Source organism: Mesonia oceanica (assembly GCF_902499555.1).
GTDB lineage: Bacteria > Bacteroidota > Bacteroidia > Flavobacteriales > Flavobacteriaceae > Mesonia > Mesonia oceanica.
Map to the genome: position 1 here is coordinate 260,355 of NZ_CABVMM010000002.1, position 18,472 is coordinate 278,826.

At 38.8% G+C, this 18,472-nt stretch carries 19 protein-coding genes; 18 read left to right on the plus strand and 1 reads right to left on the minus strand.

What is annotated here, in order from left to right; translation table 11 throughout:
- The first annotated feature begins 24 nt into the window (after window positions 1–24).
- From FVB9532_RS03090 to FVB9532_RS03160, 15 genes are all read left to right on the plus strand, one after another.
- On the plus strand, window positions 25–996 hold the full coding sequence (locus tag FVB9532_RS03090) for an ATP-dependent 6-phosphofructokinase (RefSeq protein WP_150543751.1): 972 nt from the start codon (window positions 25–27) through the stop codon (window positions 994–996).
- 37 nt (window positions 997–1,033) lie between these two features.
- On the plus strand, window positions 1,034–1,807 hold the full coding sequence (locus tag FVB9532_RS03095) for an SDR family oxidoreductase (RefSeq protein WP_150543752.1): 774 nt from the start codon (window positions 1,034–1,036) through the stop codon (window positions 1,805–1,807).
- 27 nt (window positions 1,808–1,834) lie between these two features.
- Window positions 1,835–2,665 carry a universal stress protein gene (locus FVB9532_RS03100; RefSeq protein WP_150543753.1) on the plus strand — a complete coding sequence of 277 codons (831 nt, stop codon included), beginning with the start codon at window positions 1,835–1,837 and terminating at the stop codon, window positions 2,663–2,665.
- A 2-nt stretch (window positions 2,666–2,667) separates the two neighbouring features.
- On the plus strand, window positions 2,668–3,510 hold the full coding sequence (locus FVB9532_RS03105) for an ATP cone domain-containing protein (protein ID WP_150543754.1): 843 nt from the start codon (window positions 2,668–2,670) through the stop codon (window positions 3,508–3,510).
- Between the two features lie 10 nt (window positions 3,511–3,520).
- Window positions 3,521–4,897, plus strand: coding sequence for an MBL fold metallo-hydrolase RNA specificity domain-containing protein (locus tag FVB9532_RS03110; RefSeq protein WP_150543755.1), 1,377 nt, complete (start codon window positions 3,521–3,523; stop codon window positions 4,895–4,897).
- A gap of 26 nt (window positions 4,898–4,923) precedes the next feature.
- Window positions 4,924–6,426, plus strand: coding sequence for a thymidine phosphorylase family protein (locus FVB9532_RS03115; RefSeq protein ID WP_150543756.1), 1,503 nt, complete (start codon window positions 4,924–4,926; stop codon window positions 6,424–6,426).
- A gap of 6 nt (window positions 6,427–6,432) precedes the next feature.
- Window positions 6,433–7,326: a ribose-phosphate pyrophosphokinase gene (locus FVB9532_RS03120; protein WP_150543757.1), complete on the plus strand. Its 894-nt coding sequence runs from the start codon at window positions 6,433–6,435 to the stop codon at window positions 7,324–7,326.
- A 44-nt stretch (window positions 7,327–7,370) separates the two neighbouring features.
- On the plus strand, window positions 7,371–7,967 hold the full coding sequence (locus FVB9532_RS03125) for a hypothetical protein (protein WP_228482241.1): 597 nt from the start codon (window positions 7,371–7,373) through the stop codon (window positions 7,965–7,967).
- A gap of 10 nt (window positions 7,968–7,977) precedes the next feature.
- Complete coding sequence (locus FVB9532_RS03130; RefSeq protein WP_150543759.1) at window positions 7,978–8,271, plus strand: phosphoribosylpyrophosphate synthetase; 294 nt, start codon at window positions 7,978–7,980, stop codon at window positions 8,269–8,271.
- 18 nt (window positions 8,272–8,289) lie between these two features.
- Entirely contained in the window at window positions 8,290–10,422 is a 2,133-nt protein-coding gene (locus FVB9532_RS03135; protein ID WP_150543760.1) for a copper-translocating P-type ATPase, read from the plus strand.
- Window positions 10,422–11,678 carry an MFS transporter gene (locus FVB9532_RS03140; RefSeq protein ID WP_150543761.1) on the plus strand — a complete coding sequence of 419 codons (1,257 nt, stop codon included), beginning with the start codon at window positions 10,422–10,424 and terminating at the stop codon, window positions 11,676–11,678. The genes FVB9532_RS03135 and FVB9532_RS03140 overlap by 1 nt, the downstream gene beginning before the upstream one ends.
- A gap of 26 nt (window positions 11,679–11,704) precedes the next feature.
- On the plus strand, window positions 11,705–12,556 hold the full coding sequence (locus FVB9532_RS03145; RefSeq protein ID WP_150543762.1) for an RteC domain-containing protein: 852 nt from the start codon (window positions 11,705–11,707) through the stop codon (window positions 12,554–12,556).
- 294 nt (window positions 12,557–12,850) lie between these two features.
- Window positions 12,851–13,135 carry a helix-turn-helix domain-containing protein gene (locus tag FVB9532_RS03150; RefSeq protein ID WP_031428464.1) on the plus strand — a complete coding sequence of 95 codons (285 nt, stop codon included), beginning with the start codon at window positions 12,851–12,853 and terminating at the stop codon, window positions 13,133–13,135.
- A gap of 3 nt (window positions 13,136–13,138) precedes the next feature.
- Complete coding sequence (locus FVB9532_RS03155; RefSeq protein ID WP_150543763.1) at window positions 13,139–13,891, plus strand: hypothetical protein; 753 nt, start codon at window positions 13,139–13,141, stop codon at window positions 13,889–13,891.
- Window positions 13,875–14,537 carry a P-loop NTPase family protein gene (locus FVB9532_RS03160; RefSeq protein WP_150543764.1) on the plus strand — a complete coding sequence of 221 codons (663 nt, stop codon included), beginning with the start codon at window positions 13,875–13,877 and terminating at the stop codon, window positions 14,535–14,537. The genes FVB9532_RS03155 and FVB9532_RS03160 overlap by 17 nt, the downstream gene beginning before the upstream one ends.
- A gap of 96 nt (window positions 14,538–14,633) precedes the next feature.
- On the opposite strand, the gene FVB9532_RS03165 is transcribed toward FVB9532_RS03160, so the two are convergent.
- Window positions 14,634–15,281 (minus strand): N-acetylmuramoyl-L-alanine amidase family protein, encoded by a 648-nt coding sequence (locus FVB9532_RS03165; RefSeq protein WP_150543882.1) that lies wholly within the window; start codon window positions 15,279–15,281, stop codon window positions 14,634–14,636.
- 189 nt (window positions 15,282–15,470) lie between these two features.
- On the opposite strand from FVB9532_RS03165, the gene FVB9532_RS03170 reads away from it, so the two are divergent.
- Genes FVB9532_RS03170 through FVB9532_RS03180 form a run of 3 tightly spaced genes read left to right on the plus strand, consistent with a single transcriptional unit; the run spans window position 15,471 to window position 18,468 of the window.
- On the plus strand, window positions 15,471–15,758 hold the full coding sequence (locus FVB9532_RS03170) for a hypothetical protein (RefSeq protein ID WP_031428457.1): 288 nt from the start codon (window positions 15,471–15,473) through the stop codon (window positions 15,756–15,758).
- A gap of 36 nt (window positions 15,759–15,794) precedes the next feature.
- On the plus strand, window positions 15,795–16,079 hold the full coding sequence (locus FVB9532_RS03175) for a hypothetical protein (protein ID WP_150543765.1): 285 nt from the start codon (window positions 15,795–15,797) through the stop codon (window positions 16,077–16,079).
- A complete protein-coding gene (locus tag FVB9532_RS03180) occupies window positions 16,066–18,468 on the plus strand; it encodes a TraG family conjugative transposon ATPase (RefSeq protein ID WP_150543766.1) in 2,403 nt (800 codons plus the stop codon). The genes FVB9532_RS03175 and FVB9532_RS03180 overlap by 14 nt, the downstream gene beginning before the upstream one ends.
- Window positions 18,469–18,472: the final 4 nt, after the last annotated feature.

Below are 18,472 nucleotides of genomic sequence, written 5' to 3' on the forward strand. Positions count from 1 at the left end.
ACTATTGCACATAGAAATATAAAAATGAATCAATCCATAAAACATATTGGAGTATTTACATCTGGAGGCGATAGCCCGGGAATGAATGCTGTATTATACGCAATTGCAAAAGCAGCAGAAGCAAATGGCATAAAAGCTACCGGAATTAGAAAAGGTTACGAAGGATTGATTGATGGTGATTTTATGTCCTTAGAAACACATCAATTACAGAAATTGGTACACAAAGGCGGCACCATCCTTAAAACTGCCCGGAGCAAACGTTTTATGGAACTGAAAGGCAGAAAAAAGGCACTACAAACCTTACAAATAAATAATATAGATGCTTTGATCGCCATAGGTGGCGATGGCACATTTAAAGGATTACTTGCTTTTTCAGAAATATATGACATACCATTTATAGGTATTCCTGGAACAATAGATAACGATATTTCTGGGACTGATTATACCCTTGGTTTTGATTCCGCAGTAAATACCGCTATTGAAAATATTGATAAGATAAGAGATACGGCCGAATCCCATAACCGTGTGTTCATCGTGGAAGTAATGGGTAGGGATTCCGGTTATATTGCCCTGCATTCAGGGCTTACCGTTGGTGCAGATGCCATACTCATTCCCGAAAGTGGCAAAGATATTATTGATTTATTGAACAAGGTAAAGGACTATGATAGCGAAGATGCTTTTCTTGTCGTGGTTTCTGAAGGAGATGAAATAGGCGCCGAACTTGTGGCATCAAAAATAAAGGAAATCAATCACAATGTCGATTTACGCATAACGAAGCTTGGCCACGTGCAACGAGGTGGAAACCCATCTGCTTTAGATAGAATGCTTGGTATTAGGCTTGGAGTGGCAGCAATAGATGCACTTTTGCAAGGGAAAAACAACGTAATGGTAGGGATTTTAAACAACGAATTATACCTAACACCTTTTGAAGAGGTGGTTAAACAACATCAAGTAAATGATGAATTACAGAAACTTTTAGAATTATTTGGTAAGTAAAAAACAAAACTCTTATAAACACTTAAATCTTAAAATTATGGATCGAGTAAAAAATAAAATAGCCATTGTCACGGGAGGTGCCTCTGGCCTCGGAAAATCAAGTGCTATTTTGTTAGCACGTGAAGGAGCAAAAATAGTGATAACAGATTTGGACGAAGAAAACGGAAATGTAGTAGTTCAACAAATTAAAGATAATGGCGGTAAAGCCATATTCATAAAACAGGACGTGTCGGAAGAAGATCAGTGGGAAATGGTTATGGATACTACACTCAAAACATTTGGGAAACTCCATATTCTGGCAAATTCAGCCGGTATAGGAGTTGGAGGAACTGTGGAAGAGGTCACCCTTGCAGATTGGAAAAATCTTCTAAATATCAACCTAGATGGCAGTTTCCTAGGCACCCAATACGGCATTAAGGCTATGAAAGAGACCGGGGAAGGTGGTTCAATCATTAACTTTTCTTCTATTGAAGGCCTTATTGGCGACCCCAATTTAGCTGCATATAACGCAAGTAAGGGTGGTATAACTTTATTTACCAAGTCTGCTGCACTTCATTGCGCGAAACAGGGTTATGGCATCCGTGTCAATTCCATTCATCCAGCTTATATATGGACACCAATGGTAGAAAATTTCCTTAAAGCCCAAGGTAATTTAGAAGAAGGAAAAAAGCAATTGGAAAGTTTGCACCCTGTTGGACATATGGGAGAGCCAGATGATATAGGTTATGGAGTGGTGTATCTGGCTTCGGATGAATCTAAATTTATGACAGGTTCTGAATTGGTAATCGACGGCGGTTATACCGCACAATAAAATACAAACTAAAAAAATCAATAAACTATGAAAAACATACTCGTACCAACAGACTTTTCAAAAAATTGCAATAAAGCAGAAGAACTCGGAATTGAAATGGCAAAGCTTTACAATTCCGAAATCCATTTTTTCCATTTGATGAAAACCCCCGTAGAATGGGTAAAGTTGGATAAACAAAAAGAAAAGCAGTACCCAGAAACAGTAAAGCAAATAGGCCTCGCAAAAGCCTACCTGAGCGAACTGGAGAAAAAAGCCGAACGACAAGGCCTTGAATGCAGGACTTTCCTTGAATTTGATGGTGGTCAGGCAAATATCCTTAAACATTCGGGTCATTTTCATCACGATTTTATAGTTACGGGAAGTAGTGGCACCCGAGGCGGTATACGTGAGTTAATGGGAAGCAACGTAGAAAAAATTGTTAGGAAAGCTGATGTACCGGTTGTTATAGTCAAGGATGAAGAAGTATCCTTTCCTTTCAAGGATATCGTTTTTGTTTCAGATTTTCTTCAAGATGTATGCGATGCATTTAAGCAGGTTATTTCGATTGCTGAAAAATGCGGTGCACATATCCATTTATTGAGGGTCAATACTCAGACCGATTTTAACAGTATAGAACAAGGGTTGGACCCCATCAAGGAGTTCCTGAAAAAATTCCCCGATTTGGATAACCTCTCAATGAATGTATATAACGAACCTGACGTAGAAACAGGGATAAACAATTTTTTAAAGTATAGAGATGCCGATTTGATTGCAATGTGTACCCACGGCCGTACAGGTTTTTTAAGCCTGTTCTCTAAGAGTATCGCCGAGGGTGTAACCAATCATTCCGAATTACCAGTAATGACTATTAAAGTGTAAGGATGAATAAATCAGTTCTGATAAAAAAATATTCCGGTGAGTACGAAGCTTTTGATATAAACAAACTCATCAATTCCCTGCGGCGTTCACGGGCAGATGAGGATATCATTCAGGATATAGCCCGGAAGGTGCAAGAGCAGATTGAAGAAGGAATGACCACCAAAAGGATCTATCAAATGGCCTTTAAAATGCTAAAGGCTAAATCCAGGGTAAGTGCTTCAAAGTACAAGCTCAAAAAAGCTTTGATGGAACTGGGTCCAACCGGTTTTCCATTTGAAAGATTCGTAGGCAAACTATTAACGCACGAAGGGTTTTCAACACAAGTTGGTGTGATTGTGCAGGGCAATTGTGTGCAGCACGAAATAGATGTGATAGCCCAAAAAGAAAATAAGCACTATATGATTGAATGTAAATACCATAGCGACCAAGGGCGGGTTTGTAATGTAAAGATTCCGCTATATATCCAATCGAGGTTTTTGGATGTAAAGAGACAATGGGAACATCAAAAAGATCACGATACAAAATCCTATCGGGGAGGACTTTATACCAATACCCGTTTTACTACAGATGCCATTCAATATGGAAATTGCGTTGGTCTAATGCAGGTGAGTTGGGATTATCCGCAACAAAATGGTTTAAAAGACAGGATAGATAAAGCTGGTTTGCATCCTCTAACAGCCCTGACGACCTTAACCAAAGCAGAAAAGACCAAATTACTGGATAAAGGCATCGTGCTCTGCAAAGAGCTACACGAAAATCCAACCTTTTTGGAACAAATCGGTATCGATAAGCCAAGACATAAAAAAATCCTCGAAGATTCACAGGAGTTATGCAGAACGAATTAAAGCAATAAAAATGAAAAACAATAAAATAAACGTCCATTTTTTGGGAGCGGCAGGCACGGTAACCGGCTCAAAATATTTAGTGGACACAGGAGATAAAAAGATACTGATAGACTGTGGACTTTTTCAAGGATTAAAGGAATTACGCCTTAAAAACTGGGAATATCTACCTGTAAAGGTTTCAGAAATTGATATGGTATTGCTTACCCACGGCCATTTAGACCATACAGGTTATCTACCCCGATTGGTGAAGCAAGGGTTTAATGGTCCTATCTACGGTACGAATCCTACTTTGGACATTGCAAAAATCATTTTGAACGATAGTGCAAAAATTCAAGAACAGGAAGCCGAACGTGCCAATAAAGAAGGCTATTCCAAACACAATCCTGCTGAACCATTGTACGATTTAAAGGATGTAGAAAAAACCATCCCACATTTTAAGGGCGTTCCTCAAGCACAATGGATTCCCTTATTTGACGGTATCAGGGCTCGCTTCCAATACAACGGACATATTCTGGGTGCAACTTACATCGAATTGGATGTAAATGGAAAATGTTTTGTCTTTTCAGGAGACGTTGGTAGAACCAATGATTTATTACTCTATCCACCACTAAAACCAAAAAAAGCGGATGTGCTTTTTATAGAATCCACTTATGGAGGAAGGTTTCATCCAGATGAAGTGGAAGCACTTCCGCAGATTGAAAAATTGGTCAACGACACCATTAATAAAGGGGGAAGCTTATTTGTTCCTAGTTTCTCCGTAGAACGTGCCCAGTTGATGATGCTGATTTTTTGGAAATTACTCAAGGAAAAGAAAATCCCAAAAGTACAAATGATAATGGATAGCCCAATGGGTGCAAGTGTATTGGAATTGTTTCATCGCACGAGGGATTGGCACAGATTGGAAGGCAATGAATGTGATGAAATGTGTTCACACTTCACGGTCGTAAGCAGTTATCGGGAGACGATGGAATTACGAACAGATAAGAAACCAAAAATCGTGATTGCAGGAAGTGGAATGCTCACAGGTGGAAGAATGCTCAACTACCTTGAAACTCAAGCACAAAACCCCATTAACACCTTGCTTTTTGTGGGTTATCAAGCTGAAGGAACGCGAGGCAGAAAATTATTGGAAGGCGATAAAAAACTAAAAGTGTATGGGAAATGGGTGCCCTTTGATATGGAAGTAGCCGAAATTCAAGGCCTCTCGGCACACGCTGACCACACAGAACTTATGGATTGGATGAGCAAAATAAAAAATAAGCCAGAGCGGATTTTCATTGTACACGGTGAAAAAGAAAGTGCAGAAGCATTACAAAAGGGTATCAAGGAAACCTATGATTGGGATGCTGAAATCCCACAGCTTTACAGCATTGAAGAAATAAAATAGGTTGTAAAAAGCACAAAAATGAAATTATGGAACAACACTCAAATATCCTAAAATATAAACATCTGGGTATTTATACCCAGAATGAAAACGTGGTCTATATGCGCGAAGATTGCCACGTCTGTATTTCTGAAGGTTTTGAAGCGCTTACCCGAATTAGGATATCCAATAAAAACACATCAATTGTAGCAAGTCTTAATGTTTTAAATTCAGATATGTTGTTACCCAATGAAATCGGACTATCAGATGCTGCCGCGAAAAAACTGAATGCTTCTCAAAATGACACGCTGTATGTTTCCCATTTGGAACCTATTGAATCCTTAAGTCACCTTAGGGCTAAAATCTACAATCAAAAACTGGATTATTCAGCCTTTAATGAAATCATTACCGATATTGTGGAAGGCGATTATTCTAATATTCACCTTTCGGCATTTATTACGGCCTGTGCAGGTGACCGATTGGATATTGATGAGATATCCGACCTTACTAAAGCTATGATAACTTCTGGAAAGCAGTTGGATTGGAACAAAGAAATCGTAGTCGATAAGCATTGCATTGGCGGATTACCTGGCAATAGAACAACACCATTAGTGGTTGCCATTGTGGCTGCTTACGGTCTTACGATGCCAAAAACATCGTCACGAGCTATCACTTCTCCAGCTGGAACAGCAGATACTATGGAAGTAATGACCAATGTTACCCTTTCATTAGAAGAAATAAAAACCGTAGTTGAAAAAGAAGGAGGCTGCATTGTTTGGGGCGGTACAGCGCAATTGAGTCCTGCGGATGATATTCTAATTAAAATTGAAAAAGCCTTGGATATTGATAGCGAAGGCCAGCTAATCGCTTCGGTACTTTCAAAAAAAGCTGCGGCAGGCTCCACGCACGTTATCATTGATATTCCCGTGGGAGAAACCGCCAAGGTTCGTAGTTCAGAAATGGCACAAAAACTAAAGAATCATATTGAAACCGTTGGAACGGCTGTTGGGTTGAATGTGAAAGTTATTATTACAGATGGCTCACAACCTGTCGGAAGAGGTATTGGTCCTGCTTTAGAAGCCATCGATATATTAAAAGTTTTAAAAAATGAAGCAGATGCACCCAAAGACCTAACAGAAAGAGCATTGCTTTTAGCCGCTGAACTAATAGAGCTTTCTGGCAAAGTAGAAAAAGGGAAGGGATTAGAAACCGCACATCAAATTCTCACATCTGGTCAGGCTCATAAAAAATTCCTTGCTATTTGTAATGCGCAAGGTCGCTTTTCAAAACCTGTTTTAGCACCCTATAAAATCGAAATTAGAGCAGAAACCTCTGGGAATCTAAAGCGAATAGATAATAGGAAGATTGCTAAACTCGCCAAGCTTTCCGGCGCACCTCAATCTAAATCGGCAGGGATTCTTCTAAATGTTCATTTGGGAGAACAAATCGAAGAGAACCAACTGCTTTATGCCATATATGCTGAATCCAAAGGCGAACTCAACTATGCTCTGGAATATAAAAACAACCATAATGACATCATAACTATAATTTAAAAAACTATGAAAACAATATTATTCAGTCTTCCCGGAAATGAAGAACTAACAGAACTAATGGCCACAAAAATGAATACTGAAGTGGGCAAAGCCACTTTGCGGGAATTCCCTGATGGAGAATCCTACACGCGCATATTGTCTGATGTTAAAGATAAATGTGTGGTACTGGTATGCACCTTGCACGAACCAGATGCAAAACTGTTGCCACTTTATTTTCTAAGCCACACAGCCAAATCATTAGGAGCTATGTGCACCTGTTTGGTAGCACCCTATTTGGCGTATATGCGACAAGACAAAGTTTTTAACGAAGGTGAAGGGGTAACTTCTGGTTTCTTCGGAAAATTGATTTCAGGTTTTGCCGATAGCATTACCACTGTTGACCCACATTTACATAGAATTAGCTCTTTGGGGGAAGTGTATCAAATTCCGAATAAAGTGATTCACGCTGCCGATGCTATTTCAGATTGGATAAAGGAAAACATCAAAAACCCAGTACTTATCGGTCCCGATTCTGAGAGTGAGCAATGGGTTTCTGAAGTTGCTAAAAATGCAGGAGCACCATTTACGGTATTGCAAAAAGTACGTCACGGCGATCGTGATGTGGAAGTCTCTGTACCAGATGTGGATACATACAAAAATGCCACACCTATTTTAGTGGATGATATTATTTCCACCGCACGTACAATGATTGAAACCGTAGAACATTTAAAAAAAGCAGAAATGAAACCCCCTATTTGCGTCGGCATTCACGCCGTTTTTTCAGGAAATGCCTATCAGGATTTGTTGGATTCCGGCGTGGAAAAAATAGTGACCTGTAATACCATTCCACACCCTTCAAATGCTATTGATTTGAGCGATGTACTGGCAAAAGAAGTAAAGAAATTAATGCACCATATATGATAAAGCGAAGCTTCATACTCATTATTATATTATTCAGCATCTCAATGAATGGACAAACTGAAATGCTCATTGGGCAGATTTCAGGCAGGGATGTAATTCGGGAGAATTTCAATGAAGAAGGTGCTTTTTTAAACAAGCAAACTTTTGAAGCAGGAAAGATTATCGATAAAAATGGATATTATGAAATCAAGGTTGTTACGGAATTGTTTGACAAGGATAAAAAATCTACTGACAAATACACCACGACCTATCGCTGTAAGCCTGATGAAGCCAGTATAATGATAATGGCATTTCCTTTTTCAAAGCCAAAATCAAAGGAAACTGAAATAAACACTATTTCTGATAATTTTAAAGCGCTATATAATTTGGAAAGCTTGGAAGATATAGAATTGGAAATGAGTTTTGACTCGGGCTTATTGAACTTTTTTGGTTCAAAAAGCATTATAAAAATATACGATCGAAAATTTAATAATAGCGAAAATAATATTAATTCAAAAATCAATATTAAGGCTTATGCCTGGGGAATTCGCATTAAGCAACTCAATTATACCGTTATCGAAAAATTAAATAAAAAAGGTCTATTGACCTTTCAAAAATTTACAGAAGAAGATAAGAGTTATTTTACAATAAACTATAAATAAATAAAGACAAATGAAAAATTACGATACACTATCAGAAGCTATAAATGATTTACAGGCTAACGATTATCCCTATGATTTCAACTTAAAGCCTGAATGCTTGGAATGTCCTTCCTTGAAAATTGAGATCCGGCCAGAAGATTTTAAAGTAGATAAAACCTTTCGCTTTGAAGGAATGAGCAGTACCGATGATAATAGTGTTTTATATGCTATATCTTCCAAAGATGGAATTAAAGGACTTCTGGTAGATGCCTACGGTGTCTATTCTGAGAATATTTCAGAAAAAATGCGAAAAAAATTAAGATAACACTTAAACAATACTATAATGGAAAATCACGAACACCACAAACACGAAGAAATGGATCATTCTAAAATGGACCATTCAAAAATGAAACACAAAAAAGAAGATCATTCAAAAATGAAACACAAAAAAGAAGATCATTCAAAAATGAAACACGGAGATGGAGACCATTCCGGTCATAATATAGGTCACGGCGAGATGGGCCACGACCATCATAAAATGATGATTGCCGATTTCAGGAAACGCTTTTGGGTAACCTTAATCTTGACTATTCCCATCCTCATCATCTCCCCGATGATCCAGGGGTTTATTGGGTATGAGTTCTTGCTTCCCGGAAACCAATATATTTTATTTGCCCTTTCTTCGGTAGTGTATTTCTATGGCGGCTGGCCATTTATTACCGGATTTTGGTCCGAAGTTAAAAAAGGTGCACCGGGGATGATGACCCTTATTTCTATGGCCATTACTGTGGCTTACTTTTATAGTTCGGCAACGGTGTTCGGTTTAGAAGGAGTTGATTTTTTCTGGGAACTGGCTACTCTTATCGCAATTATGTTAGTAGGACACTGGATAGAGATGAAAAGCGTCTTGGGAGCTTCAAAAGCCTTACAGCTTTTGGTAAGTATGATGCCAGCCGAAGCACATCGTGTAAAAGGTGATACCGTTGAAGATATTCAATTGGAAGATTTATTAAAAGACGATATAATTTTGGTTAAGCCTGGTGAAAAAGTTCCTGCTGATGGTATCATCACAGAAGGTTCCAGTTATCTAAATGAATCTATGCTTACCGGAGAATCTAAACCAGTAAAAAAAGAAGAAAAAGATAAAGTAATTGGAGGTTCGGTAAATGGTAATGGCAGTTTAAAGGTAAAAGTAGAGCATACAGGAAAGGACAGCTATCTCAACAAGGTCATCACAATGGTTGAAGAAGCACAAAAGTCCAAATCAAAAATGCAAAACCTCTCGGATAGGGCTGCAAAATGGCTTACCTATATCGCATTGGGAATTGGATTTGGTACATTGGCGGTTTGGCTGATTTTAGGCTTCCCTTTTGTGTATGCTTTGGAGCGTATGGTAACGGTAATGATTATCGCCTGTCCCCACGCCTTAGGCCTTGCCATCCCATTAGTAGTCGCTATTTCTACTGCTGTATCTGCACAGAACGGATTGTTGATTCGTAATAGGACAGCTTTTGAAGAATCCCGCAAAATTTCAGTTCTGCTTTTTGATAAAACGGGAACGCTTACAAAAGGGGACTTTGGGGTTACCCGCATTGAATCTGTAGATGAAAAATTTTCGAAAGAGGAAATATTACGATTTGCGAGTGCTTTGGAGCAAAGCTCGGAACACCCTATTGCCGTTGGAATAATTAAAAAAGTAAAAGAAGGCAAAGTTGCTATTCCAAATCCAGAAAACTTCAACGCAATTACCGGTAAAGGGGTTGAAGCCAACGTAGAGGGGAAACAAATAAAAGTTGTAAGTCCGGGCTATTTAAGAGATGAAAAAATAATTATTCCCGAGGATGCTTATAGCGATGCCGCAGAAACTGTTGTTTTTGTCTTGATTGATGGAGAATTGGCTGGATATATTGCGCTTGCCGATGAGATCAGACCAGAATCTGCCGAAGCTATAAAGGTCTTTAAAAAGAATAATATTAAAGTTTTAATGGCTACTGGTGATAATGAAAGAACTGCCAAAGCTGTTAGTGATAAACTCGGATTGGATGGATACTACGCCGAAGTTTTACCACATCAAAAAGTGGAAATAGTAAAAGAGTTGGAAAGTAAAGGAGAGTTTGTTGCAATGACCGGCGACGGAGTGAACGATGCCCCAGCTTTGGCCCAGGCGAATGTGGGTATTGCGGTAGGTTCTGGCACGGACGTAGCCGCCGAAACCGCCGATATTATTTTGGTAAATAGCAATCCACAAGATATTGCTAACTTGATTCTGTTTGGCAAGGCTACCTACAATAAAATGATCCAGAATCTTGTTTGGGCGACGGGGTACAACGTTATTGCCATTCCGTTAGCTGCTGGGGTGCTTTATTCTACCGGTTTTGTTTTAGGCCCAGCCGTTGGAGCCGTACTTATGAGTTTGAGTACAATTATTGTGGCCATTAATGCTCAATTATTGAAAAAGAAAATTGGAAAGAAATAATGAGCAAAAAAAGAAAGCTCGGCAGGATTATTTTGATCCTGCTGAGTTTATTTATGGTAATGCTTGGGTATGGCATTTTATTACCAATCCTTCCATACTATACCGAAAGGCTTGCTTTAGGAGATAACCTGGATACTGATTCGATTAACTTTCATATTGGTTTATTGACCAGTATTTATCCGCTCTTTCAGCTTCTTTTCGCTATACTCTGGGGTAGGTTATCCGATAAATATGGACGTAAGCCCATAATCATTGTCGGATTAATTGGATTTATAGTAATGCAACTGCTTACTGGACTGGCAACATCTCTTACAATGCTCTATATAGCGCGTATCCTTGGAGGTATATTCACATCGGCTGTTATTCCTGTCAGTAATGCATACCTTAGTGATATCACTTCTAGAAAGCATAGGACCAAGATTATGGCTTGGTCTGGTGTGGCTATAAGTTCCGGGGTTATTTTTGGACCCGTTTTAGGCAGCTTCCTATCCCAAACCAACCTACATTTTAAATATTCATTAGGGATATTACATCTGGATCGCTTTTCAATCCCATTTCTTCTGATAGCTCTTTTGGGTTTTATTGTAATGATGATACTTATTAAATGGCTTAAAAATACAGCACCAGTAATCAATTTTGCTTCAGGAAAACAAAAATTAAATTTTAGCTTTAGTAGGTTCTTTATCGTCCTTTTACTGCTTTCTTTTGTAATGCAGTTCGTAGTCACCCTCTTTGAAACGGTTTTTTCAATTTATGGAAAAGACGAGTTGTCATTTACCAGTATTCAAATAGGCATTGGTTTTATGCTTTGTGGGGTGGTAATGGCGGTATTACAACCTGTATTTGCGACCTACGGTAAAAAATTGATAACGGCAAAGAAACAAATCGGGGCCGGATTATTGATTTCGGGAATTTCAATGATCGCATTCCCTTTTTTCAACAACGAATTTTATGTCTATGTGTTAATCATCACATTTGCCACAGGAGGTGCTCTGGTAACCCCGAACCTACTTTCGGCCGTTTCCTTACTTTCAAAAGAAAATGCGGGCAGCAATATTTCTATCCAAACATCGGCAAATAGTGTGGGACAGATTTTAGGGCCGGTTATAGGGACTTGGCTTATTGCAGGTGGGTTTTATTACCCATTTATTATTGCCGGCATCATCATACTGACCGCTATTGGATTACTGTATTTTTATAGAAGCTTTTACAAACCTACCAACGAAAATACCCAAAGATCACTTACTGATAATTAACCGAATTCTAAAGCCCCATATATGTTTTGCTTAAATTAATACATAAAATATTAGATGATTACAAAGAGGATATGAAGGGGGTTGTAGAATCGAATCTTAACGATTTTAACAACGTTGAGCAAGGAATTTCCGTTTCCAGGCAGTATTTACAAAAATTAAGAATATGTGTAAGGCAAAATGAGTTCAGTAATCAACAGGACGAAATAACATTCTTTAAAGAACATAAACCTTACATATACAGTCGGTTAAAATTTTATGCTAAACTCTATAATTTCTTGATAAATAGGCCTGCGGGAACAATAAAATCCCAACAGGAATTTATAGACGCAGAAATAAAAAAACTTCAAGAAAGTAACCGGCGTAATATAGATTTCATAAAGTATTATAGGGAGCAATCTACGGTTCTCGATGAATTTTATTTTTTGCGCGGAAAGGATAAAATCAGTTTGGTTTCCAATACCTCCCATTTTTATACCGATGCCGAATTCTCTACAAGCCACGATAACGCCGTCGCTAAAATTATGGCTTATGATCTTTTAGTTAACCATTATGTTCAAGAACTGAGCTATTTAAGAGATATATCTTATGGGAAATCACGAGAATTAAATACCTTGGCCAACGGGGATCGGCTAAGCTGGACTGCTTCAAAAACAGATTTGATAGAATTGATATATGCTTTACAAGCCTCTGGGGCCATAAAAAGTGGAACGGCCGGGATTAAAGAAATGGCTTCGGCTTGCGAAAGTATTTTTGACCTAAATCTTGGTAACGTGTACAGGACTTTTTTAGAAATCAGGGAAAGGAAGATAGACCTGACCAAATTTATCGATAGGCTAAAATCTGCGCTTTTACAAAGGATGGAAGAAACCGACGGTTAATTTATTCAACCCTGAAAATGTTAAATTTTCTCCCAAGTTGGGTACGACTTGGGAAAAAATAAAATTAATTTTTTTTATGGCTGTTTAGTGTTGACCTTCCAATGAACAACAAACAAATAAAACCATTTTAACTCATTGAAAATGAGAAAATAAAAACACCCAACTTGGGTATACCTTGGGAATAAAACCCATTAAACTATCCCAAATTTGTAGAACGAAAGTCAAATCCTGCGAGGGGCTATCAAATTAGTTTAGACTGAGGCGGTAGCCCTTTTCATTTAAAACCGTTCTATTATGCCAACAAGTATCATTACCACAGACGATCTTCGGGAATTCAAAATGGAATTGCTCGATGATATTAAAAAGCTCCTATCCCGACAAGCAACCGGTAAACTCAAAAAATACCTGAAATCTTCCGAAGTAATGGAACTGCTTCAGGTCAGTCCGGGAACACTTCAAAATCTTCGCGTCAATGGCACACTGCCCTACACCAAGGTGGGAGGTATCATTTACTACGATGCCGAGGAAATCCAGAATGTAATGACCGCAAACCGTGTGCAGCACGGATTAAACTCTTAGGCGATGAATTATATAAAGCTACTCAATGCGGCTTTTGAAAAATTCTTTTTCGATGACCGCTTGAACCCAACCCATATCAGCCTGTATATGGCGTTGTTCCAAGAATGGAACAGCAGCCGTTTTGCAGATGAATTTTTTGTGAACCGTCGCGAATTGATGCGCGTGGCCAAAATAGGTTCTAAATCTACCTATCATCGCTGTGTTACCGACCTAAACTCGTGGGAATACCTATCCTATTTCCCATCGAACAATCCATACAAAGGCAGTAAAATCAAGATGGCCATTATCGGGACAAGTGATGAACCGGATACGGGACGGTACAATCCCGAATTGGAACAGCTTGCGGAACGGTACCATCCCATACGTGAACCAGTAGTGAACCAGCACCGTCCCACCAATGGACAAGCTGTGTACCAGCACCGTCCCGTGAGTGGACAAGCATTGGTATCTAATATAAACAATACCAAACAAGTAAACATTAATAAACAGCCAAAGGGCAGGCAGGCCGTTTTAGATTTTTTTATTGAAAAAGATTTTAATGCTGATGAAGGAAAAAAATTCTTCGCGCATTATGAAGCCAACAATTGGCAAACGAGCGATGGGAAGTTGATAAGGGATTGGCGGGCTCTGGCCAAAAACTGGATGGATAGAACCGAATTATTTACCGGAGAAAACAAACCAAACAAAAAGGGAGCGTCCCAAAATCGGGACAACCTCAAAACCACTAAAACCAAGGATTATGGACAACCCCTCTAAAATTACCGAAGGCGGCGTGGAATATTCGCTAGGCAAATTTGATGGGAAATGCGTGCTTTACGATTTCCCGAAAATCCTAATTTACTTGAATGCCAAGGGAAAGCTACTCTTTGGAAAGAAATTTAAAATTTATGAAGAGGACAAGGATATTTTGCTGAAACTCTGTTCCTACTTCATCAAGGACAAGGAAAACTGCCAAAAATTTGACATCGATATTGAAAAAGGCATTTTACTATCGGGCCCGGTAGGGTGCGGTAAAACCAGTTCATTGAAACTTTTACGGCATTTAGTGCCGTTGCAACGTCCGTATGAAATGATCCCCTGTCGCAATGTTGCATTCAGTTTTAACCATCTTGGTTTTAAGACCATCGAGGATTATGGAAATACGAAATTTTTCTGCTTCGATGATCTGGGCGTAGAACCTGCCGGAAGGTTTTACGGCAAGGATCTGAACGTGATGGGCGAAGTCCTGCTATCGAGATATGAACTATACCTACAGACCAAACGAAAAATCAAGACGCACGCGACTACGAACCTCAATGCCGAGGAACTGGAAGAACGCTATGGAAACCGTGTCCGTAGCCGGATGCGGGAACTGTTTAATTTGATTGCTTTTGATGAAGGGGCTGGGGATAAGAGGAAATAGATTAAGCCCGCCAAGACTTGAATATTATAAACAACTCAATAAAAAATTGCTTGCCTAATTCCCGAATGTTTTTTATCACTTCTAAAAATGCCTCTTTCATAATTTGGTTTTTAAATAGTTATCTATTCCCATCAAAATAGCCAATGCCATTGCCTTAATTTTTTCAGGTATCAAAAAATAATTTCCCTCATCTTCATTGGTAAGAAATCCAGCTTCCACAAGTATGGCCGGGCAATACCCAATCATTTCCCTCAGAACTTGAAAGTTGGCAAACTTCACACCTCTACTTTCATAACCTATTACTTCACAAAGTGCCCTTTCAATTTTATAGCCTGCAAATACCGATTCCATCGAGAATTTTTCTTGTTTTCTTAAAGCATAAACCTCAATCCCTCTCGCATCCGGATTATCAGAATGATTGCAATGCAAGGACACAAATAAATCCGCTTTTAATGCTTTGGCCAGCTTAGTTCTGTCAGATAAAGAAATTAGTGTATCACTATACCTGGTTAAATAAATATCCAAAGGCTCTTCCAATACATTATTCAGCTTCAAAATGGCATTTGCAATATCCAAAACCACATCCTTTTCTTGGATTCCATTTACACCAATTGCACCAGCATCTTTTCCTCCGTGTCCAACGTCAATTATTATTCGTTTTTGAACACTCGTTTCTTGTCCAAAAATGACACACATTTTTAGAAGCAAAATCACAAAACTGACGTTTTTGAGCACTTTTTTCATTTTCACTTTTCGGGTTATTAACAACTTACCTTCCAAAATCCATAAAATTTGATGTCAAATAATGGCAACGGAATTCAATTAATACCAAATAATATTTTATTCACAAATATTTGATTTTCAAGTATTTGAATACAAATATATGTACTTTTCCCTTAACGAAAACGAATCAAAAATTTAAACTGTTCCGTTATGAAAAAATCAATCTACTTGGCAACTTTTCTTTCGTTGCTCTCAACATCACTTTTTGCACAAATCGGCGGAATCGAAGATTCAGTTGACGATGTTTCAAACACCATCAGAACCATTTTTCCGATAATCCTCGGGGTGATTTTCCTTATCGGTTTCCTGTTCAACGCAGGACATTTCTTTGGGGAAAATGCAGACCTTAAAAAAGGAATTACCCGTGTACTCGTATTTGTGCTAATAGCGGGAGCTGTGGTTGGAATCTTTACTTACCTAATAGGAATCGTAGTATAAATGAACCCTCATCGAGGGCTTTAATAGAAGAGCTTTATGAAGAAATTCGAGGTCTATAAAAACATCAGGAAGCGGGCGGTCATTTTCGGACTGCCCATATCCTTGTTTGCCATAATGATGGTTTCCATTCTCGCTTCGCTACTGGTCATCATCTTCTCGTTCAGCTTCGGAATAATCATTGGCGTATTGCTGCTCAATTCAGCCTTGTATATCGCTTTGACCCGGATAACCGGCAATCCACAGCTTTTCCAAATGGCAAAAGCCTTCCCACAAATCATCAGTAACAAAAGAAACTCCGGCATCGATTATGAACAAGATTAACCTTTCGGCATACCGACCCATAGCGGATATTCAGGACAATATCATTTTTGCCAATAATGGCAATGTGGTCTTGTGCTATGAAGGCAATTTGCCCGAAATCTATTCCTTGTCCGAAAAGGATTTTGAGGATATGCACGGGGCTTGGTTTCAGGCTTTGAAGTCGTTGCCGGTGGGAACTGTAGTTCATAAGCAGGATATTTATTTGAAAAAATCCTATTCTTCGCAACAACTGCCCAATAAAACCTTTTTGGAAAAAGCGACCCACGATCATTTTAAAGGGCGTGAATATATGGAGCACCGCTGTTTCCTGTTCTTTATCCTGACCAAGAACAAAGCACTTAACAGTCCCAAATATGTCAACCCCTTCCGAAAGGTTTCCAAGAGCATTATCCGGGAACTTGATGATACCGTGCAACGCTTTATCGGCTCGGTAAGTGATTCGGTTTCCTTTATCAACAATAGCCGTAAAATGGAATTTTTTCCGCTTGAAGCGAAAGGGATTGAGCAACTGACCAATGGGTACTTTAATGGCTTCAATGAAGGTTTTGATACGGATATTTTACTTGAGAAAAAGAACGTCAATATCGGCGAAAATTATTTTGATGCCCTGGCCATCAACAGCGAACTGTGCTTTGGCGAAAGTGTACAAAGTAGCAAGACCAATGAGAAATTCACTTCTGACGATTTTGTGTTTCATCAAGGGTTTATTGATGGTTTAGGGCTTACGCTTAACGAAAACCACATTGTCAACCAAATTCTTTATCTGGACGATAAACAGAAGTGGCGCAAGCTGCTCGATAAGAAAGTCGAGGAACTAAACAAAAGTTCCAACTTTGGTTCGCAAAACAAAGTGGTATTAGGAAAAATCCAGCACATCCTTGACCAGATCAATGCGGATGACAATGCGCGGATTATTCGTGGTCATCTGAACATTGTCTATTGGGATAAAAACCCGGTCAACCTTAGCCGGATCGGTTCCAAAATAAAAACTGAATTCAAAGAATTGGATATCATCCCGTATTACCCACGAGGCGAAGAACGTAAAAACTATATTCTAAATAGTTACTGCTGCTTTTCATCCAACTTTTCAAACAACGATCTGTATGTAACGGATTTAAAGCACGCACTTTGCCTGTTCATCAACAATACAAACTATAAATCTGATAATACCGGAATCATCTTTAATGACCGTGAGCATAACATTCCCGTATTAAAGGATGTTTGGGACGAAAAGAAGAAACGCATCAAGGCACGGAACTTTGCTATTTTCGCGCCAACAGGCGAAGGTAAATCCTTTTTGGCAAATAATATTCTGCGCCAATATTTTGAAAGTGGTGTTCGCCTTGTCATTATCGATCTGGGTGGTTCTTATACCAAGTTTGCTAAACTCTATCCAGAGCAGTACACCGTACTTCGTTATGAAAGCGGAAAGAACTTGGGCATCAACCCATTTTACATCAGCGATACAAATGACCTGACACCGGAACGTCTTGAAGATTTATCCGTGTTTTTGTTTGAACTATTCGCTTCGGACTTAAAAGTGACCAAGGCACAATCTGTTTCTGTCAAGAAAATACTGCGTCATTATTACGATAGTACTTCAGAAAATCACTCCTTGGATGGTTTTTACAATTTCATCGAGCGCAACCAAAAAGACCTTTTGGGTCAACTTAAAATCCATCCTGACTACTTCAATGTTACGGGCTTTTTACACGTAATGTCGGAGTATGTTGCCGATGGTCTATATAGCTTCCTTTTTGAGGTCAGTGAAGACCAGACCTATAAAATTGAGGACAAACGATTGATCGTTTTTGAACTGGATGAGGTCAAGGATAATAAGGAAATTCTTTCGGTAATGTTGAAGCTGATAAAGTCGGCAATCCAACGAACCATTTGGAAAAACAGGGCTGAAAAAGGCATTATTCTATTTGATGAGTTTGCGAAGCAACTGAAGTTCGACAATGTACTCGAAAGCGTGGAATTCTATTATCAGGCTATCCGAAAACAGAACGGTGCTATTGGTATCATCCTGCAATCCATCAATCAACTACCAAACAATTCAACTTCCGCCAGCATATTGGAAAACACACAGGTTATTTACAGTTTGAACAATGAAAAAGGCTATGGCGAACTAGTTAAAAGACTCAACCTTTCAACCCACGACCTGAACCAATTAAAGTCTATTAAAAACAATCTTTCTGGATCACGCAAGTACACCGAAATGTTCATCAAAATTGGTAGGGAAAGCAACATCTTCAGGCTCGAAGTTCCGAAGGAAGTATATGCAGCTTATCTAACGGATGGACAGGAAAATGAAGAAATAATGAAGCTCTACGAAGAGCATCACGATATGAAAAAAGCTATAATTCAATTTACATCTAAAACATAATATT